The 23,050-nt window shown below is 57.2% G+C and carries 20 protein-coding genes; 11 read left to right on the top strand and 9 right to left on the bottom strand.

Annotated features, from left to right (window positions below; all coding sequences use genetic code 11):
- Positions 1 to 126 precede the first annotated feature (126 nt).
- Positions 127 to 1,167, top strand: a complete 1,041-nt coding sequence (locus tag P8935_RS10805) for an MBL fold metallo-hydrolase (RefSeq protein WP_348265005.1) — start codon at positions 127 to 129, stop codon at positions 1,165 to 1,167.
- Between the two features lie 239 nt (positions 1,168 to 1,406).
- Here P8935_RS10805 and P8935_RS10800 read toward each other — a convergent pair whose 3' ends face one another.
- The 6 genes from P8935_RS10800 to P8935_RS10775 form a co-directional block, all read right to left on the bottom strand.
- Complete coding sequence (locus P8935_RS10800; protein ID WP_348265004.1) at positions 1,407 to 2,513, bottom strand: SRPBCC family protein; 1,107 nt, start codon at positions 2,511 to 2,513, stop codon at positions 1,407 to 1,409.
- Entirely contained in the window at positions 2,510 to 3,919 is a 1,410-nt protein-coding gene (locus P8935_RS10795) for an APC family permease (protein ID WP_348265003.1), read from the bottom strand. The genes P8935_RS10800 and P8935_RS10795 overlap by 4 nt, the downstream gene beginning before the upstream one ends.
- 273 nt (positions 3,920 to 4,192) lie before the next feature.
- Positions 4,193 to 5,248, bottom strand: coding sequence for a phosphate acyltransferase PlsX (gene plsX, locus P8935_RS10790; protein ID WP_348265002.1), 1,056 nt, complete (start codon positions 5,246 to 5,248; stop codon positions 4,193 to 4,195).
- Positions 5,249 to 5,384: 136 nt separating this feature from the next.
- Entirely contained in the window at positions 5,385 to 5,573 is a 189-nt protein-coding gene (rpmF, locus tag P8935_RS10785) for a 50S ribosomal protein L32 (RefSeq protein ID WP_348265001.1), read from the bottom strand.
- A gap of 85 nt (positions 5,574 to 5,658) precedes the next feature.
- Positions 5,659 to 6,252, bottom strand: a complete 594-nt coding sequence (locus P8935_RS10780) for a DUF177 domain-containing protein (protein ID WP_348265000.1) — start codon at positions 6,250 to 6,252, stop codon at positions 5,659 to 5,661.
- A gap of 111 nt (positions 6,253 to 6,363) precedes the next feature.
- Positions 6,364 to 6,888, bottom strand: a complete 525-nt coding sequence (locus P8935_RS10775; RefSeq protein ID WP_348264999.1) for a DinB family protein — start codon at positions 6,886 to 6,888, stop codon at positions 6,364 to 6,366.
- Between the two features lie 75 nt (positions 6,889 to 6,963).
- Between P8935_RS10775 and P8935_RS10770 the strand changes: the two genes are divergently transcribed.
- From P8935_RS10770 to P8935_RS10755, 4 genes are all read left to right on the top strand, one after another.
- Positions 6,964 to 7,434, top strand: coding sequence for a DinB family protein (locus P8935_RS10770; protein ID WP_348264998.1), 471 nt, complete (start codon positions 6,964 to 6,966; stop codon positions 7,432 to 7,434).
- Positions 7,435 to 7,556: 122 nt separating this feature from the next.
- Positions 7,557 to 7,991 (top strand): hypothetical protein, encoded by a 435-nt coding sequence (locus P8935_RS10765; protein ID WP_348264997.1) that lies wholly within the window; start codon positions 7,557 to 7,559, stop codon positions 7,989 to 7,991.
- A gap of 86 nt (positions 7,992 to 8,077) precedes the next feature.
- Positions 8,078 to 8,569 carry a GNAT family N-acetyltransferase gene (locus P8935_RS10760; RefSeq protein WP_348264996.1) on the top strand — a complete coding sequence of 164 codons (492 nt, stop codon included), beginning with the start codon at positions 8,078 to 8,080 and terminating at the stop codon, positions 8,567 to 8,569.
- A 91-nt stretch (positions 8,570 to 8,660) separates the two neighbouring features.
- A complete protein-coding gene (locus P8935_RS10755; RefSeq protein WP_348264995.1) occupies positions 8,661 to 9,779 on the top strand; it encodes a cellulase family glycosylhydrolase in 1,119 nt (372 codons plus the stop codon).
- A gap of 27 nt (positions 9,780 to 9,806) precedes the next feature.
- On the opposite strand, the gene P8935_RS10750 is transcribed toward P8935_RS10755, so the two are convergent.
- The gene (locus tag P8935_RS10750; protein WP_348264994.1) at positions 9,807 to 11,255 is read right to left on the bottom strand and encodes an acetylxylan esterase; all 1,449 of its coding nucleotides are present in this window, start codon (positions 11,253 to 11,255) and stop codon (positions 9,807 to 9,809) included.
- Positions 11,256 to 11,488: 233 nt separating this feature from the next.
- Between P8935_RS10750 and P8935_RS10745 the strand changes: the two genes are divergently transcribed.
- From P8935_RS10745 to P8935_RS10735, 3 genes are all read left to right on the top strand, one after another.
- The gene (locus P8935_RS10745) at positions 11,489 to 13,198 is read left to right on the top strand and encodes a methyl-accepting chemotaxis protein (protein ID WP_348264993.1); all 1,710 of its coding nucleotides are present in this window, start codon (positions 11,489 to 11,491) and stop codon (positions 13,196 to 13,198) included.
- 347 nt (positions 13,199 to 13,545) lie between these two features.
- Positions 13,546 to 14,952, top strand: a complete 1,407-nt coding sequence (gene sthA / locus P8935_RS10740; protein ID WP_348264992.1) for a Si-specific NAD(P)(+) transhydrogenase — start codon at positions 13,546 to 13,548, stop codon at positions 14,950 to 14,952.
- A gap of 106 nt (positions 14,953 to 15,058) precedes the next feature.
- The gene (locus tag P8935_RS10735) at positions 15,059 to 15,952 is read left to right on the top strand and encodes an ROK family protein (RefSeq protein WP_348264991.1); all 894 of its coding nucleotides are present in this window, start codon (positions 15,059 to 15,061) and stop codon (positions 15,950 to 15,952) included.
- A 123-nt stretch (positions 15,953 to 16,075) separates the two neighbouring features.
- On the opposite strand, the gene P8935_RS10730 is transcribed toward P8935_RS10735, so the two are convergent.
- On the bottom strand, positions 16,076 to 16,645 hold the full coding sequence (locus P8935_RS10730) for a hypothetical protein (RefSeq protein WP_348264990.1): 570 nt from the start codon (positions 16,643 to 16,645) through the stop codon (positions 16,076 to 16,078).
- A gap of 448 nt (positions 16,646 to 17,093) precedes the next feature.
- Between P8935_RS10730 and P8935_RS10725 the strand changes: the two genes are divergently transcribed.
- Entirely contained in the window at positions 17,094 to 17,717 is a 624-nt protein-coding gene (locus P8935_RS10725; RefSeq protein WP_348264989.1) for a hypothetical protein, read from the top strand.
- Complete coding sequence (locus P8935_RS10720; RefSeq protein WP_348265330.1) at positions 17,717 to 18,982, top strand: MFS transporter; 1,266 nt, start codon at positions 17,717 to 17,719, stop codon at positions 18,980 to 18,982. The genes P8935_RS10725 and P8935_RS10720 overlap by 1 nt, the downstream gene beginning before the upstream one ends.
- Here P8935_RS10720 and P8935_RS10715 read toward each other — a convergent pair.
- Positions 18,968 to 20,176 (bottom strand): RDD family protein, encoded by a 1,209-nt coding sequence (locus P8935_RS10715; protein ID WP_348264988.1) that lies wholly within the window; start codon positions 20,174 to 20,176, stop codon positions 18,968 to 18,970. The genes P8935_RS10720 and P8935_RS10715 overlap by 15 nt on opposite strands.
- A 242-nt stretch (positions 20,177 to 20,418) precedes the next feature.
- On the opposite strand from P8935_RS10715, the gene lptD reads away from it, so the two are divergent.
- Complete coding sequence (gene lptD / locus P8935_RS10710) at positions 20,419 to 22,872, top strand: LPS assembly protein LptD (RefSeq protein ID WP_348264987.1); 2,454 nt, start codon at positions 20,419 to 20,421, stop codon at positions 22,870 to 22,872.
- Positions 22,873 to 23,050 lie beyond the last annotated feature (178 nt).

Here is a 23,050-nt window from a genome sequence, read left to right as displayed (position 1 = left end):
GTCGGCCAGCCCGATGATCAGCAATTGCCGAACAATCCATTCGAAGACGAAAACGGTCACACGAGCTTAGAAGTGTCATCCTGAGCGGAGCAGCTTGGGGTTCCGTGGACGCGAAGCGGGCATGGGGTGAGCGAAGCGAAGGATCTGCTTCTTAGTGCGCTGACGATCAAAAATCCATCAGGAGCATTCTTGGCAAATCGCTATTACGCAGGCCCCCTGACCGACCACTTCGACGGCAAGCAGTTCTACCACCCCGGCCTCCCCTCCACAGACAAGAGCCTTTGCGATCTGCTCCGCTGGAAACTATTCAGCCGTCCGGCCCGTTGGCCCGACACCATAGAGGCACGCTCCGGCCTTAGGCCCGACGCCCGCGTGGAAGGCCTCCGCATCACTGCCATCGGCCACTCCTCACTCTTGATCCAAACCGCCGGCGTTAACATCCTCGTCGATCCGGTCTGGTCAGACCGCACCAGCCCGTTCACGTGGACCGGCCCCATGCGCCACAACCCGCCGGCCGTCTCTCTCACAGATCTGCCGCCCATCCACGCCGTGCTCGTCACTCACAACCACTACGACCACATGGACACCGCAACCATCTCCGCCCTCTGGCATCAGCACAAACCAACCGTGATTTCACCCCTCGGCAACGATGCGGTCATCCGCAAAGACGCACCCGAAGTCCAAGTCCAGACCGGTGACTGGTGGCAAAGCTTCACACTTTCCGATCAAGTCCAAGCCACCATTGTTCCCGCATACCACTGGTCCGCCCGCAACCTCGGCGATCGTCGCCTCGCCCTCTGGGGCGGATTTATTCTCGACACTCCTGCAGGCACGATCTACTGCGCAGGCGACACCGCGTATCAGGACGGAAAGATCTTCACCGAAATTCGCAGCCGCCGTGGCGCACCGCTGGTGGCAATTCTCCCCATTGGCGCCTACGATCCGCGCTGGTTCATGAGCACCCAGCACACCAACCCCGACGAGGCTGTACAGATCGCTATCGACATCGGCGCAAAGCATCTCCTCGGCGTCCATTGGGCCACCTTCCAACTCACCGACGAACCATGGGAAGAACCGGCTCAGTTGCTAGACGCCGCCATGCGCGACCGCAATCCACAATCCCTGACCGCCCAAGCCGTCCGCCCCGGCGACATCTGGGAAGTTTGAGAGGCGTCTTACCGAGCTTCCCTTTCTTCGAAAACTGCGTCGAGTTAGAAAGTGTCATCCTGAGCGGAGCAGCATGGGGCCCCGTGGACGCGAAGCGGCCATGGGGTAAGCGGAGCGAAGGATCTGCTTCTCCTTCAGGGAAGATTCGTCACGCGAGTGACCGTAAACAATGTGAAGTGAAATCGAATGACCTGCTTTTCGGAAGCCACGACAAGCAACCACTTAATTGCGCATTACAATCAAACCGCCCGGCATAAGTCAGAGGCCAGCAGCCGATGAAACAAATGCTCGCCGCCCTCGCGCCGCACCGACAACCGACCCGCCCCATAAGCCCGCGATCGTAAACCCCGTTGCACCGACTCGCAGATATCCACATCCTCATCCTGAATCCGATCGCTCACCGCGACGCTCTCCGCATTCGCCGCACGCGCACCTTCACTCACGTCGGCAAAGTAAAAATCAAACTGCACCATGCACCGATCGACGCCCAGCGGCAACACCAGATTCGTATCCATCACGCCCTCGTAAATATTGATCATGAAATTCGGATACAGCCAGTAGTAGTAAGCACGATCCCCCGTACGCGTCGCTGCAAACGATTCATGCTCCTGCGAACTCACCATCGGGCTCGACTGCAACGAATACCGAGCGCTGTTTTCAATCGTGTATTCCTTGTAATCGAGCACGCTGTTCAGTCCCTTGTGCAAGTGCGGCACGTGGTATCCGCCGTCGAGATAGTTATCGACGTACACCTTCCAGTTGCAGGCGAGCGTATAAGTCTTGCGTTCGAATAACCGCAACTTACCAATCTCCAACGGCGAAACCCGCGCAGGCAAATCTCCAAGCGACGTCATCAGATCCGGCGCATCCGCATCCAGCGTCACAAAGATGAACTGCTCCCACGTAACCACGCGCACAGGAACCAGCCCGTTCGCCGCGCGATCAAAATTACAAACGCCCGCAAACTCCGGCGCACCCTTCAGCGTTCCGTCCAGCCCATACGTCCAGCCATGGTAAGGACAGCGCAGATGCTGCACCGTTCCGCATGGCACATTGGCCACCGCGGCTGCATGATGTCGGCAAACGTTGTAAAACCCGCGAAGCCCTCCATCAGCGCCACGAACAATCACTAGCGGCTCGCCAGCTATCTCCACCGTGAAGAACTGCCCCTCGGCCGCTACCTGGTCCACACGTCCCACCGCAATCCAGTTGCGCCCAAACACCTGCGCGCTCTCTGCCAACTCAACATCTGCATCCAGATACCACGGTGCAGGAATCGTGAACGCTTCTTCGAGAGGCGCATTCTCGTTATACAGATCCAGTAACTCCTTGAGGTCTCGACTCATTCAGTATTCCTTTCAAAATCCATCTCCTGACGGCGAAGACTCGAACGGTAAACCGCAATTCCCAAGCCCAGCAGGACAAGCGTCATGACCACGACCTTGAGAAATGTCATCATCGGATGCGCATCGTCCTCCGCCGGAAAAAGCGACAACACAATCGTGCAGGCCGTCGACAGCAGGCCAACATAAGCCAGCGGAATTATCGTCCGTCTCCCGCCTGGCAATCGAAGCGAACCCTCCGGCAATGGCTGATTCTGCAGCCGGATCGCCGATGCAAACAAGAACAAGTAAGGAATGAAATAAGTAATCACGGCCATGCTTACAAGCATGTCGTAAGCGCCGTGGATACTCGCGCCCGCTTGCCCCAGCAGCCCGAACAGAATCCCCGCCGCTCCGTAAGAAATAATCGCGACATATGGAGTGCCGAACCGCGAATGGATCCGCCCGAAAGCGGCCGGCAGATACCGATGTACACCGGCAACAAAAGGCAGTCGAGCGGTCGACGACAGGTAAGCGCTGGCCGCACCAACGTTACTCACGGCCACCAGCACCGCGATCGGCACGACCAGGAATCCAAAGCTCAATCGCCCTGCCAGAAAGTCGACCGCAGTCATAAAACCGCCCAGTCCACTGATCTTCTCCGCAGGCAACGCCACCAGCATCGACAAGGTTCCCGCAATATATCCAAGTCCAAGGATTAGCCCCGCAATAAAAAGAGAACGCGGAATCACACGACGCGGTTCGCGAATTTCGTCCCCCATAAACGATCCGGCCTCACACCCTCCAAACGCAAAGAAGATCGTCGAAAGAAAAATCAGGTTCTTCATTCCCGGGCGCGGCACCATCGCACTCAATGTGAAATGCGTAGCCGACCCAAACCGCATGAACGAAAAAAGTCCCAGCCCAATCAGGACCAGGGCGGGAATCATCCCGCCAATCGCTCCCAGGTTGTTCAGCCATTTTCCGGTGCCCAGCCCCACAACATTCAAAATCGTGATCAGCCCCAGCATCACGACCGTAAAAACTAGAAAGTAGGTCTGTGACTCCGCAAGCTTCTGCATCGGGCCGCCAAGATAGAGCAGGCTGCTCGCTGCAAAAAATAGCACCGAAGGAAAATAAGGCAGGTTGCTCATCCAGTAAGTCCACGCAGAAATAAATGCGGAGAATGGCCCGAAGGCTTCACGCGTCCAGATGTAAAGTCCGCCCTCCGCTGGGTACCGCGCAGACATATCCAGAACACACGCAGCCAGTGGTACAAAGAATCCCAGCAGCGCTGTCAGCCACACCGCAATCGCAGAAGGCCCGCTGGCAGCCGCAGTCGCAATCCAGCGCAAACTCAGTCCGGAAGCAACGTAGAACAGGAGAAGATCGCGAAAGCCGAGCGCCCGCTTCAGTTTTGCCGTTGCCAAGAGAGTGACCTCGTCTGTCAGTTCCGGGAAAGCTTGCTCCCCAGAATAACCGCCGAAGCTCTCATCATCTACTTTGTGTTGGTTGAGTCGCTCTTTGCGGAATCAGCACTGGAATGCCATCCACAATCGGATAGGTGCGCGTGCACCCAATGCAGATCACCGTCGAAGCTTCGAAACGCAAAGCCGCTTGACACACCGGGCACACAACATCCTCCGCCCACTGCTTCAGGTGATTGCGATTCGTATTGCCGGCTTGGTCTGTCATCGAACGCGCTAGTGAATCGTGGCGTCCGCAGCGTCGTCGTCCGCATGTCCGGGCTTGCGATGTGGCCTGCGCATGAATTCCTGTTCGATGCGCTCATTCGTACCCGCATGCGCAAATTCATAGGCCACGCGAATCCCATTAAAGATCGCGCGATCGTTCGACGACCCATGTCCGATCACGCAAACCCCGCGCACGCCAAGCAACTGCGCGCCGCCGTATTCGCGATAGTCCAGCCGTCGACGGAAGTCATTGAACGCCTGCCGCGAGAGCAGCGCGCCAACCTTTGCGGTAACCGTCCGGGTCAGCGACTCGCGCAGCACGTCGCGCACAAATCGCCCCACGCCCTCGCTTGTCTTCAACGCCACATTTCCTACGAAACCATCACAGACAATCACGTCCGCCTGCCCGCTGAAGATGTCGCGCCCTTCCACATTGCCGATGAATTTAATCGGCAATGCCTTCAACAGCGGAAACGCCTCGCGGGTCAGATCGTTTCCCTTGGACTCTTCCTCGCCAATCGAAAGCAGTCCAACGCGTGGATGCGCAATCTTCAGCACGCTCCGGGCGTACATTTCGCCCATCACTGCAAATTGTTCCAGGTTGTGCGGCTTGCAATCCACGTTCGCACCAACGTCCAGCAACACGCACGGATTACCGGTAGAACTCGGCATTGGTGTGGCGAGCGCCGGCCGGTCCACACCCGGCAGTGCACCCAGCACCATCTTGGCCGTAGCCATCGCAGCGCCTGTATTGCCTGCCGTCACAAATCCCTTGGCCTTGCCCTCGCGTACCAGCTTCAAACCGACACGCATCGAACTGTCGCGCTTGCTGCGAACCGCACTCGCTGCCTTCTCCTCCATGCCGATCCGTTCCGAAGCATGGTGGATCACAATGGGCAGTTCCTCGTTCTCGAGGTGCTCGTCCAGTAGATCCCGAAGTTCTGAAGATGGCCCGACAAGGTGTACCCGGACGGGGAGTTCACGACAAGCCATGATCGCGCCCTTGATCTCGGGCTCGGGCGCCTTATCGGAACCGACTGCATCAAGAACGATGTCGACGAGCATTCTGCGTCACCGTGAATTCAGCTGATGTTGCGGGAAACTCCGGAAATACCGACGGGGCCGTTCCATTCGGACGACCCCGCAGTCTTAAACACTTGAATCATTGCATATTCCGGCAAATTCTGTGACCAATGCCGGTTTACTTCGCGGCTTCCTTCGTCTCCAGAACCGCGCGGCCCTTGTACTCGCCGCACTTGGCGCAGGCACGGTGGGGGAGCTTCTTTTCGTGGCAGTTGGGGCACTCCGAAACTCCGGTTGCAGTAAGAAAGTCGTGGGAGCGGCGAAGAGCGGTGCGACGCGTCGAATGGCGCCTTTTCGGATTGGGCATGATGCAATTCCTTTCGTGTTCGCGCCCCGTCAAGACCGCACGGGTTCCGGACTGCCTTGCGGCGAGGGTGGAACACCTTAAACATTTATTTTGAGGACTTTATCTGGCTGCGTAGCCCGGAAAGCGCCTCCCAGCGGGGGTCCGATGGACCCTCATCGCAGGAGCAATCCTGGCTATTGCGGTTCTGACCACAGCGCGGGCAAAGTCCTTTGCAGTCAGGCTTGCACAGCGTTCTGACCGGCAGGGACAAAAGCACCTGCTCGCGCAGCACATCCTCAAGCAAAAGACTGTCTCTCTGATAATAACCGATTTCCGTCTCCGGCGCCGTTATCGACCGCTCCGTAGGCTCGGAGTCCGCCACAACCGGCCGGAAGATCAAATCAAAGTCCGAGTCGAGCGGGATTTCCACAGGCTCAACACACCTCGCGCAAGGAACCTCAAACTTACCCGCAAACTTCCCCCGCAGCCGGATGTCGGCCACGATGTCCTTTGGACCCCGGTGTTCGTGCAGGACCTCGGCAAGCCCGGAGGTCGCCAAATTGCCCAGTTGCTTGGCTTCATCCCCCAAGTCCACCTGGCCCGGCGGCAGCGCCAGATCAAATTCGATCGGCTCCCGCTCCAGCTCAACAACTTTGAATTCCATAAGTTTCAGCGTAAGGCGCAGCGCTGTGCGCGTCAATGCTCTGCAGGGCTCTCATTACATCGCGCGAACTCGAGGTTCTGCGGTGATGGACGAACAATCAACTGATGATCCGCGGTTGGTCCGTCTTTGAGGCGGGTCATTGACTAACTATTTGCGGCAGGCGTTGCGGATCTCCCCAATCTGCTGCGCATGCCGCGCGGGGTGCGCCGCAATCATGGTCAGAGTTTCCGAGCACGTCACCGGTCCAACAATGAGCGGATGGTCCGTTAACATACAGCGGGGATCGCCCTTGCAATTCTCCACCCAGCGCACCACTTCGTTCCGGGTCGCATCGAATGCCGCTACTGCCTCGCTCAATGTTGCAAACTTCCCCTTCGGATGCGCCTGCTCCGGCGCCTCGATTCGCCGGCTGCGATCCGCTGCAAGCATCGCGATCTTACCTTCCCGCCTCGATTTCTCAAAAGGTTGGTTGGAGTGTTCGGCCGCATGCAAGCGGGTCAGCAGGTACCGCTCCGACTCAACCATATGTTCAACGCATTCGAGAATCGACCATCCGCCCGAAGCAGCCTTGCGGGATGCCTCGGCATCATCTACGCCTCGCAGCGCCTCGCCCAGCGCGTCGCGACCATTTTGAAGCTTCTGCAAAATCTCGAGTATTTCCGTCTGTTGCATTTGACCAGACCTTTATATCGAAACAGCTATTCTGGTTGCGGACCATCATCCGCGTCAAATCCGAGGTAGAGCGACATGCTATCCACAATTGAAGGCCTGGTCCGCCACAAGGCGTGGGCCAATACCAGGCTGTTGCATGCAATCCAGCAACATCCAGCCGCCGCCGAAGACGTAGAACTTCGCAAAATGCTTCATCACATCCTCGTCTCTAACCGCTTCTGGCTTCTCACCATCCTCGGGCGCAACTTCGTGCGCGAAGACGAGATGCAAATTCCAAGCGATCTCGCCACCATTATCGAGCGATTCAACGAGATTGAACACCTCGAATCCGAGTGGCTTTCAAAAGCAGAACTATCAGATCTCGATTGCACTTTGGAAACTCGCTCGTCTCGACTCGGAATCGATGTCTCGGTGCAGCAGGCGATTCTGCAGATCTGCATGCACACCCAGGGACATCGCGCTCAATGCGCCACACGCCTTCGCGCACTTGGCGGAACGCCTCCCGGCACCGACTATGTTTTGTGGATTAAAGAACCGCGTTCATAATTCTGTCGGCGTCAACTCACCTAAAGCTATGTCAATAATTGACTTATGGGCTTAAATCTGATATAATACTAAAGTGTCTCCAGCCACGGAACCTCGCATGGAGACCCAAAAAGGAGAACCCCATGAGTCAGATCCAAACGCCCGTCAGCCGCTTCTTCCAGTCCTATGCCCAGAAAAGCAGCGAAGATAACATTCCTGCCATGGTGTCGCAGTTCGCCGATCCCTTTCTTTCCGCCGATCCCCATGGAACACACTGCGTCCGAACCGCCGAATTCGCAGCTGCACTTCCAAAACGGAAATTACTATTCGATCGGCTCGGCTGCATGCCTGCAGTCCTGGAGGACCTGCACGAAACACAGCTCGACTCTCGATACTTCCTCGCTAAGACAACATGGCGCCTGGACTTCGCGCCTAGAGACTCCTCTCAGGCCGTGCATATCCTCGTCGATTCAACTTTTTTGGTCGATACAGGCGAACAAGAATTCAAGATCGTGATGTACATGGCTCATCAGGACATCATGCAGATACTTCGCGATCGCGGCATCCTCCCAGCCTGAGTGCTGTTCCGCGTGTACGATGGTGCCAAACCAGTCGATCCCAGGCTGACCTTGGCGCCATCCGCATTTCGAAATTTCAAGACACAATGAATAGCGATATTGTCCCAAAACTCTCGATCCGCGCCGCAACATCTGCAGACCGTCCGCGTCTCATCGCCATGATTAATGCGGCATTCGCAATCGAAACCTTCCTCGAAGGCACCCGCACCGACGACGAGCGCCTCGCCGCAATGATGCAAAAAGGCGAGATCCTCATTGCGGAAGATGACGACGGCCATATACTAGCCTCCATATACTCTGAACTCCGCGGAAGTCGCGGCTATCTTGGCATGCTCGCCGTACACCCCGCGCATCAACGCGGTGGACTGGGTCGCCAAATGCTCGCAGCCGCCGAAGATCGTTTTCGCATGCAGGGATGCCAAGCAATCGATATAACGGTCCTGAGCCTTCGCCCTGAATTGCTGCCCATCTACCGGCGCTTCGGCTTCGTCGAAACCGGCGTAGAGAAATTCCACCCAACGCAGCCGCTGAAAGACGGCAAAGATTGCCACTGCATCATCATGTCGAAGACCATATGATTCATTAATTGCGGCCGCTTCGTTGCATTCAGGCTTCCAATGCTCCCGTATACTTCTCGCCATGCAATCGATCAGGAGAATGCATGGCGTTATGCTGATGGCCATCAGCATAACGGCAGCTACGCCGGCGCAGCAGATACTCATCGCTCCGCCTCTTCACACTGAGAGCTATCACATTCTCGATTCCGCCGGCCATACCATTCGCCTCACATCCGTCAATTGGTACGGCTTCGACCAGAAGGAATATGTCGCCGGCGGACTTGACCATGTTCCAGTCGCGCAGATCATTCAGAAAATCAGCGAAATTGGCGTGAATTCCGTGCGCCTTCCCTGGGCAAACGAAACATTCGAGCACGACCCCGTGCCGCCAGCCTACGCCGTCAGCGCCAATCCGCAGTTCAAAGGCATGCGTGCCATGCAGATCATGGACGCCGTCATCGCCGCTCTCGCCGAGGCACACATCATGGTCATTCTCGACAACCACGTCAGCCGCGCGGACTGGTGCTGCAGCGAGGACGACGGCAACGGCCTCTGGTACAACGCCGAATATCCTGAATCCCACTGGCTCGACGATTGGAAAGCCATGGCGCACCGCTATCGCAACCAACCCTGGGTCGTCGGTGCCGATCTGCGCAACGAGCTTCGCAGCAGCGCGGCCTGGGGCGGCTCCGATCCGAAACACGATTGGCATGCAGCCGCCGAGCGCGGGGCGAAAGCTGTCCTCGCCGGCAATCCGCGTTTGCTCATCATGGTCGAAAGTCCTGAATACTCCACCAACTTCACCGGCTTCGATAAGCTGCCCGTAAAACTGCTTATCCCCCATCGACTCGTCTATTCACCGCACGCCTACTACGACCAGCGTCACACTTTCGCCACATCCGAGGAGATGAAGCAGGTCTACGACACGCGCGTCGGTTTTCTGCTGCACACCAAGCCTGCAGTCCCACTCTGGATCGGCGAATTCGGCACTTGCCAGGATTTGGACTGTGGGGCCAACGCCGTCTGGTTTCGCATGTTCACCAAGCTTCTGCAAGACAACAGCCAATTGTCGTGGAGCTACTGGGCTCTGAACGGCACGCAATCCAGCGGCGCGTCGCGAAAGTACAACACAGTCGAAACCTACGGCCTGCTGTCACCGGATTACAAGAACATTGCGGCTCCAAAGATCGTCGAACTGTTTCGCACGATTGAGACGCCACCGTCACCATAGCTCACAGTGTCAGGCACATAGCCTGCATCAGTGTGCTGCTGCCGCAGCACCCGGCGCATGCAGATATCTACTGGCGAATTTCAGAAAGTACGGCCAGTTCGGCTGTGGCGTATGCCCGCCGTCGTGCTGCCGAAATGCCAGTTGACCCGCTACAAGCGGCGTACCAACCTGCGGAAATTGCGTGGTACCTAGATCGTTCGCGCCCAGCAAGCGATAAACCGGCCCCGCAGCTACCTCTGCCAGAAACATCCCGCGCGGATCGGCCCACGCATCCCCGTGGGGATTAGCATAGCCATCGCCAGTGTCAGCGCCGCTACCGATAAACAACGGTCGCGGTGCACACAATGCGATCAGTTCGTGATTATCTACCGGCAAATCCCCTGCGTTCAGCTTCCCTGCATGCCGCAGAAAATTCCCATCGAACCAGTGATACAGCGAAGCGCTGGCAACGTTCGGAATCTGCTCACCGTAGATATGCCGATATAGTTTGGCTCCGCCTTCTCCAGATGAACTGATGTACCCAATCACAAACCTCGGATCGTATGCCATTGCAACCAACGCTGCCTTGCCGAATCGCGAATGTCCTGCAAGCCCCACCTGCTTCGCATCGACAGCCTTGTCGCCTTCAAAATACGTGAGCGCCTGTCCCGCACCCCACGCCCACGCTTTCAAGACTCCCCAGTCATCAAGCTTCCGCGGCTGTCCCAGGTTGCTCAACCCAATAATGCCTTCGGCCAACCCTGACCCATCATCCTTCTGATAACTCACCGGGTTTAAAATCGCGAATCCCCATCCTTGTTGCACTACCAGCTTCCCATCCACTCCCCATGGCGTCGGCACGTAGCTGTCAAGCGGTCCAATCGTCGCGAGTTGAAAATCCTTCTCAAACGCCAATTCCATCATCACCGGAACGGGACCTGTTGCATTTGCTGGGACCGTAAGCAGCAAATCAATGTTGAATTCAATCGGAGTTTTCATCCACGGCCCCACTCGTCCGGCGAGCCGCTTGGTGATCACATCCACCCCGCCGTACTTCTCGTGGACAGTGCTCAGCACATGCCACTCCACTTCCGGCATAGATACCGGCGACCTCCCCAGCACCTCGCGATCGAAATCTTCCCAAATCTCCCTCTTACGCATGGACCAGTCCGCCTGCGTCTTCACAGGCCGACCGCTTTTGAATACCAGCGGATCCGGCAACTTGGGATAAACGTTCGCTTTTGCTTCATCGTAGTTGGTGGCGTGCGGCGATCGCGCATCCCCAGCCGGTGCCGGCCGCAAATCCAATTCACTCAGCCCCAGCAGTCCCAATAGACGGCGCCGGTCCTGCACCGCGGTCAAATGCGGTGGAGCGGAAAGCGTCGCGCTGGTATCCGGCAGAACCGCCGTCTGCGCTGAACCGCGATAAGTCATTGCCAGCACAAAAGCCAGAACAACAGCGATCCGCGCGGTACGACTATTCGACAATGCTGCCATTAAAGATTCTCCAAGCCCGGCAAGCATATCACTCATTCGAATCGCGACTATCGCTCCGTTCTAGTTCTGATTTGTGTAACCCGCAGTCCGCTCTCACAAAATCTCTCCTCTGACATGTAGATTCTCTCCCCAGTGCCGATAACCAAAGTGTCAGCAGTTGCTCCACAACACTCATTCGGGTGGTCCATGGAATCTGCCTTCATCCAGATTCCCTTCAGGAAGGAATTGTTGGAATGTCTGCAATTCGAAATATTCCCATCGGGCGCAAATTTGCAATCGCTTTCGGGATCGTTTGTACGCTCTCCCTTGGCTTTGGGGCCTACACCTTCAATACGTTTCGCTCAATCCACAACCTGAATGAGGACGTCAGTGCAAACGGATTTCCGGCCTTCATCGCTCTCGCAGAGATGAGGGGAGGACTCGCCGAGCTTAGGCTCAACGACATGAACCTGCTCCTGTGCCAGACTCCCGCATGTTCAATCGAACAAAACAAGGCACGCCTGCAGGCGGTGGAAGCCTATCGAAGCGGACTCAAGGTGTACGAACCAACCGTCAGCTACCCAGGAGAACGCGAAATCTTTGAGAAACTCACCGCTGAGGTCGCCCGTTACAGAGAAGCAAGTGACCGTGCAAACATGTTCATCGCGCAATCGAAGAGGAGAGAGGCCGTCGATCAGGTGTTGTCGTCCGCTACATCAGCTTCCTTCAATGACGCGATAGCTTCGTTGAGCGATGACATGGAGTTGAACGTGAAGTATGGTCTAGAGGAATCTAAGCAGACCACCAGTGAGAGCATCCGCGCAGCGTGGATTCAGGTCTTTGCCACAGTACTGATTGTCACGCTCTGTATTCTCGTGGGCACCATACTTACGCGGGTCGTTGCTCCGCGCGTCGCAAGGGGGACCGCAATGCTCGAGCGCCTCGCTGCGAAAGATCTGACAGCATTCGTAAAGGTGACCGGCACCGACGAAATCGGTCGTCTAGGGGTTGCGATGAACCGATGCGCCGAAACCATCCGCACCCTGCTGCAAGAGGTCGGGCGTGGTGCAGACACTCTCTCGGCTGCTACCACCGAGATCACTGCTCGCGCCGTACAATCTGCCGGCAATGCCCATGCGCAGTCGAATAAAACCAACCAGATCGCCGCAGCCGCGCAGGAGATGACCGCCACCATCGCCGAAATCAGCCACAACGCCGAGAGCGCTGCCGCCGCCAGCCGCATCTCCGCTGAAACCGCCGACCAAGGCGGGGCCGTGATGGAGGCCGCTGCGGCCACCATGGAAAAAATTGCCGTAGCAACTGGCACCGTCGCCGAAAAAATGACCTCCCTCGCTCATCGCTCTGAGGAAATCGGCAAGGTGGTCGGGGTCATTCAGGAGATCAGCGAACAGACCAATCTGCTGGCCCTCAATGCCGCCATCGAAGCTGCCCGCGCCGGCGAACATGGCCGCGGCTTTGCTGTCGTCGCCGGCGAGGTCCGTCGACTCGCAGAACGCACCAAGGGCGCGACCGAAGAGATTGCCACAACCATCCGCAGTATCCAGGACGAGACCCACAGTACCCTCGAAGTCATGCAGCAAAGCAGCGCAGCCGTCGAAAACGGCATGAACGAAACAGGCCGCGCACGCAAAAGTCTAGAAGCCACCATCGAAGCTTCCCGAGAGGTTGAGCATCAAATTCAGTTAATTGCCTCGGCAGCGACGCAGCAGACCTCCGCGTCGAGCGAAATCTCGGAGTCTGCCGGAAACATCTCTCAGCTCGCAACGGAAAGCGCACAAGGCGCGGAAGAAGCGGTTGAAGCCCTCAAAAGCCTCGCCTCCCTCGCCAGCAATCTCGACGGCATGATCCGCCAATTCCAATTCGAGGCGACAACCGACCAGCAGGAAATGGGCTTCCAACATCGTTCCGCCTTTACGAACGAAACCAGGCCGGCACACGCCTGACCTTTCTCCGATGTAGCGCTTTGGCCCCAGTGAATTCATCTTCACCGGGGCCGCTTTTTGGGCTTTTGCGCATCGACGGCCCCTTCCGGTTGCCACTCTGCTATCCTCGGCAAGTCCGGCACCTGAACCCAAAGAACTTTACAGCAACAACAAAAACGCACGAAGGTTTTCAATCTGCATTGATGAAACCCGCTGATGGTTGAGACAATCACTATCGGAGTGAGATTCCCAACGATCCCCAAACTCATTCCGTGCCGTGGTCAACGGCGGGCGTAACCCCCTGACCGTATGCTTCAGTAGGTCGCTACGTTGACCAACTCGCTTCCATCGCACCTGGAGACACGCGCATGAGTGCCGCCAAATACGACCTTATCGTTATCGGTTCAGGGCCTTCCGGACAGCGTGCCGCTGTGGCCGCTTCCAAGATGAAAAAGCGCGTGGCGGTAGTTGAGGCGCGAGCCGTCGTCGGCGGAGTATGCGTAAACACTGGCACCATCCCCTCCAAAACCATGCGCGAGGCCGTCCTCCATCTCTCGGGATACAACTACCGTTCCGTCTACGGCATGAACTACCGGGTCAAAGAAAAGATCTCCATGGCCGACCTGGCCTTTCGTGTGCAGGCCGTGATCAAGACTGAAGTCGATGTCACCGAGGCCCAACTCTCGCGCAACGGCATTGACATCATCCACGGCATCGCCCACTTTATCGATCCGCACCAGGTGCGCGTCGAAGGCCTCAACGGGGACACCACCATCGAGGCCGAGCGCATCATCATCGCCGTCGGAACCAAGCCGGCTGGCTCGCCCAAAGTCCCCATCAACGGCCGCACCATCATCAACAGCGACCAGGTTCTTGAATTACCTTCGCTGCCAAAGTCGTTGATCGTAGTCGGCGGCGGTGTCATCGGCGTCGAATACACCTGCATGTTTTCCACCCTCGGTGTTCGCGCCACCCTGATTGAAAAACGCGCCAAGCTGCTCGAATTCGCAGATCAGGAAATTGTCGAGTCCCTTAGCTACCATCTGCGCGACAGCCGGGTCACCATGCGACTCGGAGAAGAGGTAGAGAGCGTCGAAGAATTAGCCGACGGTACAGTGGTCGCCAATCTCGAAAGCAAGAAGCGTGTTTCCGGGGATGCGCTCCTGTACGCTGTCGGCCGCCAGGGCGCTATCGACGATCTCAATCTGGCTGCGGCCGGCATTCAGGCGGATAACCGTGGCCGCATTCCCGTGAACGAGAACTACCAGACCAACGTGGAACACATCTACGCCGTCGGAGATGTAGTCGGCTTCCCTTCCCTGGCTTCCGTTTCGATGGAACAGGGTCGCATCGCCGCGGCGCGCGCATTTAACGACACCCACACCTCTTCCAATCCCAGCTTTTACCCCTACGGCATTTACACAATTCCGGAAATCAGCTTCATCGGCAAGACTGAAGAGCAGCTCACCGACGAGGATGTCCCGTATGAGGTGGGTATGGCGTTCTATCGCGAAACGGCGCGCGGCCAGATTCGCGGCGATACCACCGGCCGCCTGAAGCTGATCTTCCACCGCGACACCCGCAAAGTTTTAGGCGTCCACATCATCGGCGAAGGCGCCAGCGAACTGGTCCACATCGGGCAGGCGGTGATGATCATGGGCGGCACTGTCGACTACTTCGTTGATACCGTCTTTAACTATCCAACTCTGGCTGAATGCTACAAAGCCGCAGCATTCAACGGTCTCGGCCGCCTGCACCGTTATCAGGTGGAGTAACCGATATGCATGTGGCTGTCGACGTAGTCGGCCATGGGGCAAACGAAGGATCTGCTTCTCGGGCGCTGACAGTACGCGAAAATAATAAGTCCCTATGGAGGGCGAGATGACCACCGCAATTGGCGTTGTCGTTACCGAACACATTGTTGCCGGCAGGCTCGAGGATATGCGGCTCGTAGGAGAAACCGTGCGCTATCCCCAGAACGTCGATGAGGTCGACGCACTGAACGGCCTCCCCGTCGGTGAGTTCGTCGAAATTCTTTCCGGCGAAATTATCTCCGTAATCGGTAAGGGCGACGTCGATGCCATTGGCGTAGCGGTCCCCGGCATTACGCGACACGGCGTCGTCGAGGATTCGCCCAATCTGACCCAGATTAAAGGCATGCATCTTGGCGACGAGCTCACCCGCGTCCTCGTTGCCAAGGGAATCAATGCTCCTGTACACATCGCCAACGACGCCGACGCCATTGCCGCAGGCGTTGCCGCCACGCGCGGCCAACTCAATAAGCTCACCCGTGTCTGGACCATCGGCAACGGCATCGGCTATGGCCGCTGGCCCTACGTTGAGGGAGTCTGGGAAGGCGGACACATCACCGTCACACTCGATCCCAAGGAGCGTTTCTGCGGATGTGGCGGAGTGGGCCACCTCGAAGGCATCATGGGCTATCGAGCCATGCGCATGCGCTTCCTCGACCTCGAGCCGGAAGAAGTTTTCGCGCAAGCCAAGAAAGGCGATACCCGCTGCCGTGAATTCGTAGACCTGTGGCACAGCGCGCTCGCTGCCGCAACAGCTTCGTTCATTCACCTTGCCGGTCCTGGCCGCTTCTACTTCACCGGACACAACGTAGGCTTCCTCGACATCCCCATGTTGCGCCGACATCTCGAAACCATGGTGAAAATGAGCCCGCTCCTCAGCTACTCACTCGAAATCCTGCCGAACGATGACGCCACCGCGCTGCTAGGTGCCGGCGTAAGCGCGATCCGCGCTCTCGCGTCCTGAAGCATCGGCATGAGTAACAAGGTGTCATCCTGAGCGGAGCAGCTTGGGCCCCTGTGGGCGCGAAGCGACCATGGGGTAAGCGGAGCGAAGGATCTGCTTTTGCACTGTCGGTCAACTCCCCACTCAGTGCTTAGTCCACCCATGCATCCCCGCCTCAAAGCTCCGCCGATCCAGCCGCGGCAGTCCACGCGCAACCTTATCGGGAAACAGCGGGTAGTGCCGCGCAGCAATAAGCAACTCCGGAACACACCAGACATCCTCATCCGAAGTCATCCAGTGCAAGCTGTCCAGCCGCGCCAGATTCACCGCCTGCGAGTAAGATCGCAGCGTCCGTTCACCGCGCAGATTGTAGTAGAACTCAAAGTAGCTGAGTGCCAGTTCCCGCAACGTCCGATACACGGGCGCACGAAAACGAATTCCAGCAAAATTTGATTTAGCAATTCCGCCCCACAGGCCATTCTCCCGATAGAGAGCCACCACGTGGTCGTCGTCGCGCACCGACTCCAGATCCATCAGCAACGGGAGTCGCCCGTTGACACGCAGTGCCGCTGCCGCCAGCATCGCACCCTCCAGGCAGTGTCCCTTGCGCTCCCGCAGCGCGCGTCGCGGAGATAACGCCGTGTTCGCGTACTGATACGGCAGCGCGTCAATAAACCTCTGAATCTGCGCCGGCGTCTTCAATCCGCGCAACACGCGCAAATCCTCCGCAGCTAATCCGAACGTCTCTCGTCCGCCCCGCCGAAATCCGTTTCTAGACAGTTCTCCCCCTCAAACTTCAAAACACAGTGAAAACAATTTGATTCGAATATGATCTTACCCGCTTCTCCATCAACCCGCTTGACCATCTGGACAGTCGCGAGCCGAAGCTTCCCACCACCCAACGCTAGTCCGTGAGCAAATCGCACCAAAAATAAAGTGTCATCCTGAGCGGAGCAGTTTGGGGCCCCGTGAGCGCGAAGCGATCATGGGGTAAGCGGAGCGAAGGATCTGCTTTTGCTTTTCCTGACTCAAAACAAGCTCCGAAAGAATATGGTTTATTCCGTGCACTCCTTGATGCGTTTCGCTTATACGCATCACGCGATGAAAGAGCCAAAAAGCGTTCCAATGCACTAGACTGGCTTTCATCCTTGGAGGGCGCGTTATGCGGTATCGTTGGGGCTTCGTATTATCCATCGCCTTGATTCTCTGTCTGTCCACAGCCGGCAAGGACAAGAAAAAGATCCTGCTTCCAAACGACATCCTCGAGGCCAGAACTGTTCTCGTGGTCATCGATCCCGATGCTGGAGTGGATATTGAAGCTCCCAACGCAAACCGCGAAGCCCTGCAGGACGTGGAGAGAGCGTTCATGAACTGGGGCCGCTTCTCCATGGCAGTCGACGTTTCAACCGCCGATCTGGTCGTCTCTGTTCGCAAGGGAAACGGAAAAATTGCACAGCCGACGATTGGCGGTGTCCCTTCCAACAATCGTCCGGTCATTTTTGAGCCCACAGACTCCGGCGTCCGGATGGGAGGTCATTCAGGAACTCCCTCGCAATCAGGCGACCCAACCAATTCCCAATCGCCAAATCCGCATCAACAAGTTGAAGTCGGACCGGCGCAGGACATGTTTGTTGTGTACCGCGGCAAACGCGACAACCCCCTCGAAGCCACTTCGGTTTGGCGGTACACCGCGGACGGTGCTCTTCGATCTCCCGACGTTCCGGCAGTTGACGCTTTCAGAAAGCTGATCCTGGCAGCGGAAAAACAGAGAGACGCCAAACCGTGATGCCAATGCGCGCGTGGCTGGTCTTCTTCCTGTTTTTGCTAAGTGCCATCGCGTTCCTTGATCGCACCAATATCTCGATCGCCGGCCCGCAGATCAGTCAGGAATTCAGCCTCGGCAACGTCCGCCTCGGTTGGGTCATCAGCGCATTTCTCGTGGGCTACGCAGCCTCCCAGGTACTTGCCGGATGGATCGCAGTCAGGCTTGGCCCGCGGCGGGCTCTATCGCTGGCGGTGCTCTGGTGGGCAGTATTCACGCTCGCCACCGCACTTGTTTCTCCCCGATTGCCCCATGCTCTTGCGACCTTGATCGCCGTCCGTCTCGCGCTTGGCGTCGGAGAAGCCATTATGTACCCGGCCTCCAACCAGTTTGTAGCCCAGTGGATACCTGTCGCTGAACGTGGCCGCGTCAACGGCGTCATCTTTGCCGGAGTGGGCGCCGGAACAGGATTAACGCCACTTCTGCTCACTGCGATCATCGCCAGCCACGGATGGCGCAGCGCATTCTGGTTCAGCGCAACCGTCGGGCTTGCCGCCGGCATCGCCTGGTATCTCATCGCACGCGACACACCTGAACAACATCCGCTCGTGTCACCCCGGGAACTCCAAACAGTCCGCGCAGGCTTGATTGAAGTCAATAAGCTTGATCAAGGTAAGACCAGCATCCCCTGGCGCGCGATCCTACGCAGCCGCACAGTCCTCCTGCTCACGTTCGCTTGCTTCTGTTTTGGATATGTCGCCTGGATATTCCTCGGCTGGTTCTATCTGTACATGGCGCAGGCACGCAGCCTTGATTTGAAGGCAAGCGCGTTCTACACCATGTTTCCCTTCATCGCGATGACCATCTTCTGCATCGTCGGCGGCCTGCTCGGAGACTTGATAGCATCTCGCCACGGATTGCGTGCTGGCCGTTGCGGTCCTGGATTTTTCTCGCTACTCGTCGCGGCGGCACTGCTCATCGTCGGCTCGCGCGTCGCCAGCGCACCCATCGCTGCAATGACGCTCGCCGCCGGTGCAGGTGCACTTTACATCTCGCAGAGTTCCTACTGGTCTGTCACCGCCGACATTGCCGGCCGGCATGCAGGCATCGTGTCCGCCGTGATGAATACCGGAGCGCAGATCGGGGGCGCGGTCACTGTATCCCTCACACCCTGGATCGCCCAGCAATTCGGATGGACTTCGTCGTTCCTGGTGGCAGCGCTTTTGGCCGTTGCAGGCGCACTGGCTTGGCTCGGAGTGGATCCTGAGCGGAGCCTAGCTCAACCGTAGATAGGTCTTCGAGAGCCGGTCGTGCCAGCTCATCTGGTCTTCATCAAAGATCGACCAGACCATACCCAGCCCAACGGGAAGAACAGAGATCAGCATTGCCTTTAGTCGTCCCTTTACCTGCAGGGCATTTGGCACTTCTTCATCAAAAGTGCAGAGCGACAGCTGGGCGTACCGCATCCCCGGCGTTACCTTGGCATAGGTCAGGAAGAACCACTCGTAAAGAGCAGCAAGTCCCAGCGTCGCGATAACTCCGCAGACTTCTGAAACTCGAATGCCCGGGAGATGATCGAATCTGGATGCGACCAGGTAAGCCGCTCCACATGCCAGGCTAAGGATCAACGCCGTATCAACTAGCGTTGCCATCATGCGCCTGCCGAACGGAGCCTGATAGAGCTTGGGGGCATCGTCGGGCACGATCGCGTAGTAGTCGGGCAACCGTTGCGGCTGCTCTTCAAGTTCGATCTGCTGCCAACTGGAACCGATCCAAGTGCGTTCTTGTGCCGCGGCCACTGAAGAAGCCATCGGTGAGGTCGAAACGCTGTCCGGCTCCACTTCGAAAATACTGAGCTGATGTGGATCAGTAGAATCCGCTTGCTCCTCCCCGATCCTGGGACGCAGGCGGCGCGTGGCAATAATCTCGCGGGGAAATTCAATTAGGTTTGCAGGAATGTCCTGCGCCGCTTCGACGGACTCATAAATATATCCGCCGTCAAACCCGCCCGCAGAATCTGAAGGCATCTCCCACGGATAAGTCACATCGTGATGCTGCTGTGCCGCCGGACGAGCAGGCAAATCCGGCTCCCACCGGATTTCGATCGCAGCTTCTGCTGCCGCTTCACCAGACGAAGATGTCAACTTGTGCGCTTGCCGTGGCTGCACTGGAGTTTGAATCGCTTGCGACTCGTATTCTGAAGTGCGCTCTTCCCCGCCGTTCTGGATGCGGTCGAGCACTGCCTGCGCAGCAGCCTGAGCCTCGAGAGCAACTTTCGTTGCCGCTTCGGCTGCCCGCAATGCGCCGCGTGCTTCAGCAGCCTGCATATCGCTAAAGCTTGGGGTTTTGGCATATCGCGCGGCTACACGAGCCGCAGCAGCGGCGGCCTTGCTGCTCGATACTGTTTGTCCATCCTCCGAGGCATCTTCGGGTACAACAGAAATGCCCTTGCGGTTTTTATGCTCCGCAAGGCGACGATTCACTTCCTGCTTCCACGAGGGGAGGGGGGTAGGCGAGCTAGCCAGTGTGCTCAAAACTCTGAATTCCCTTCGATATTTTCCCTGGGCCGGTGCTCGAGCCCTGTTCAATCAATCTAGTTTCTACGCTGTCCGAACCGGTTGATGTTTCTATAACGATTCGAATACGGCAAGGTCACCCAACTCGAAGAACCAACACCTGCATTTGCTATGCTGACCTTGGCCCTCGGATGCATCCTCGTAATCTCGTGTTTATCACGGTGATCACTCTGTGTCACCTGCAACTTGTCGGACAGGTGTTAACCAAGGCGTTACCCCCTGCCCAGAGTCCGGCCAGTGCAACAGAAGGTGAGCAGAAGATATCTCCGTCGCAGCTACCCGATGACCCGGGTCAGGAAGCAATTCCCGTCGCAAAACCTGAGCCAGTGCCCGCTGGCGGCGTGCCCGTTCAACTGGAAGCAGGTCGTCAGACCTGGGTATCCAATACGTGGACAGGAACCGGTGGAGTCGTGGTTCACTACCACGATTACATCCTGCGCGCCGACAAGGTGGTGTATCACCGCGATACGTCCGAATTGGAAGCAGAAGGGCATCTGCAGGTAACGGGCGGCCCCAGCGATGCCTACATCACCGCTTCTCACGGGGACATGCGGCTGGATATGCATACTGCCCGCTTCTATGACGTCAACGGCTCCCTTGGAGTCCGGCGGGCCGGACGCATAGCCGTTTACTCGACAGCTAACCCTTTTCTGTTCTCGGGCCGGGTCCTGCTGCAGACTGGCGAAGGAAGCTACAAGATCGTCGATGGCACAATGACGAACTGCCGTCTCCCCAAGCCGGATTGGCAATTGATTGCCCATGCGATTGCGGTCGCAAACAATCAAGCCACAACGAAGAATGTGTTTTTCAAATTTGTGGGAATTCCCCTCTTCTATCTCCCCTACCTTCGGCATCCGGTGGATGAGACCGGGCGAGAGAGTGGGTTGTTGATCCCCGTTGTAAGCAGCTCGACGACTCGTGGGTTAATTATCGGGGAACAGGTCTACATCGTTCTCAACCGCAGCATGGACATGGTGGTGGGCACGGAGTATTACAGCAAGCGTGGGTGGGCCCCCAACGGCGACTTCCGCTACAAAGGCGCAGGTCTAAACCACTTCACCGCCAAGTGGAATGCATTGTTCGACCGCGGCATATTCGTTCCTCCGTCCACCACCCTCGTGCACCAGGGCGGAACTGATATAGCGGCAGACGGCCGTTATGACTTGACCTCGGAGACTCGTGCAGCCCTCAAGACCGAATATCTCTCGAGTTACCTTTACAAACTGGCGTTCAACGACAACTATCTTCAAGCTGTAAATTCCCAAGTCCATAGCACCATATCTTTAACCCACACTCACAACGGATTTGTGCCCTCCGCTTATCTGGAACGGCTGCAAAATTTCGCTAGTTCCAATCAGGGGGACGAAGTACGAATTCTGCACCTGCCCAGCCTGCGCTTCGACGTCCTCAGCGAACCGCTGCATACCTCTCCTTTTTACTGGAGAATGGGTTCATCGATCAGCTACCTGGGCCGATCGGAATTTGGCTTTCACGTTCGCAACCTGGGCAGGTTCGATCTCTATCCTCACCTATCGTTGCCATTGGCAGGGGGCGGCTGGAGTGTCGTCCCAGAAATCGCACTGCGCGAGACTGCCTACACGGGAAGCCAGGTTCCAGACCTCGCCGGCGCGAATGGCGGCACCCCCTCCGTCAGCCATGACCCGTTGAGCCGTAGCAATCTTGAAGCGTCGGTCGACGTGAGACCACCAGCGTTGGAACGCGATTTCAGAATAGGCAACCACGAATTGCGCCACGTGATCGAGCCAGAGCTCATGTATAACTTCGTCGGTGGAATCGGCGGCAAGGCGCGCAGCGTCCCGCTATTCGACCCTACCGACATTGCCACCGACACCAACGAAATTGGATTCTCGTTGACCCAGCGCTTTTTCACAAAGGCGGACAATGCTTCGCCTTGTCAGGCAGGAGACAGCGAAGAATCGTCAACGTGTCCCGCACAGCCGCGAGAGTGGGCCACCTGGCAGATCGCCCAGAAGTATTTCCTGAATCCAACTTTCGGCGGAGCCCTTATTCCAGGCCGCAGAAATGTGTTCGACACCACGCTCGACCTCACCGGAATTGCATTTCTGACCAACGCGCGGAACCTCTCGCCCTTGGTATCACGGCTCCGCTTCGAAGCTGTCAATAACTTGCGCATCGAATGGGATTTGGATTACGACCCGAGGGGCGGTCGACTCGATGCGGATAATTTGTTTGCCGGTTACAACTTCGGTATGACCACGGTAGGGCTTGGCCACTCCCTCCTGAATGCTGTAGATGAGAAAGGCAGTGCCGCTTCCTTGATCCAGAGCCAGCAACTGCAACCGTTTATTGAGATTGGAAAGCCCAATGCCGCCGGACTCAACCTGGCCGCTAACGGTGGCTACGATTTTGTAAATGGTGCACTGCAGTATGCCGGGGTCCAGGCAGTCTACAACTGGAATTGCTGCGGTTTAAGCCTCGGCTACAGGCGGTTTGCGTTAGGGTCCGTTCGAGACGAAACCCAGTATTTGTATAGTTTTACGCTCGCAAACTTCGGCTCGGTAGGTGATATTCGACGGTCGAATACGGTATTCCATGATCCGGGCCTGCCTCCAGCCTACTGAAAAACCGATATTTGATTGCCTTTTCCAGCCTGCGGAGTCAACTTATCAGTAACATAGCAAGGCTCATTCCCGCGCTCGTCCGTGGCCTGTGTGGGATATCCTTGCAGTAGAGGAAAACTTTTTGTCGCGTGTACATTTTTTGGCCGGACTGTTTGCATTGTGCCTGGCCGTTGGTTGC

It is taken from the genome of Telmatobacter sp. DSM 110680, assembly GCF_039994875.1.
GTDB lineage: Bacteria > Acidobacteriota > Terriglobia > Terriglobales > Acidobacteriaceae > Telmatobacter.
The sequence above is the reverse complement of the archived record's forward strand: the minus strand, read 5'-3'. Positions and strand labels throughout refer to the sequence as shown.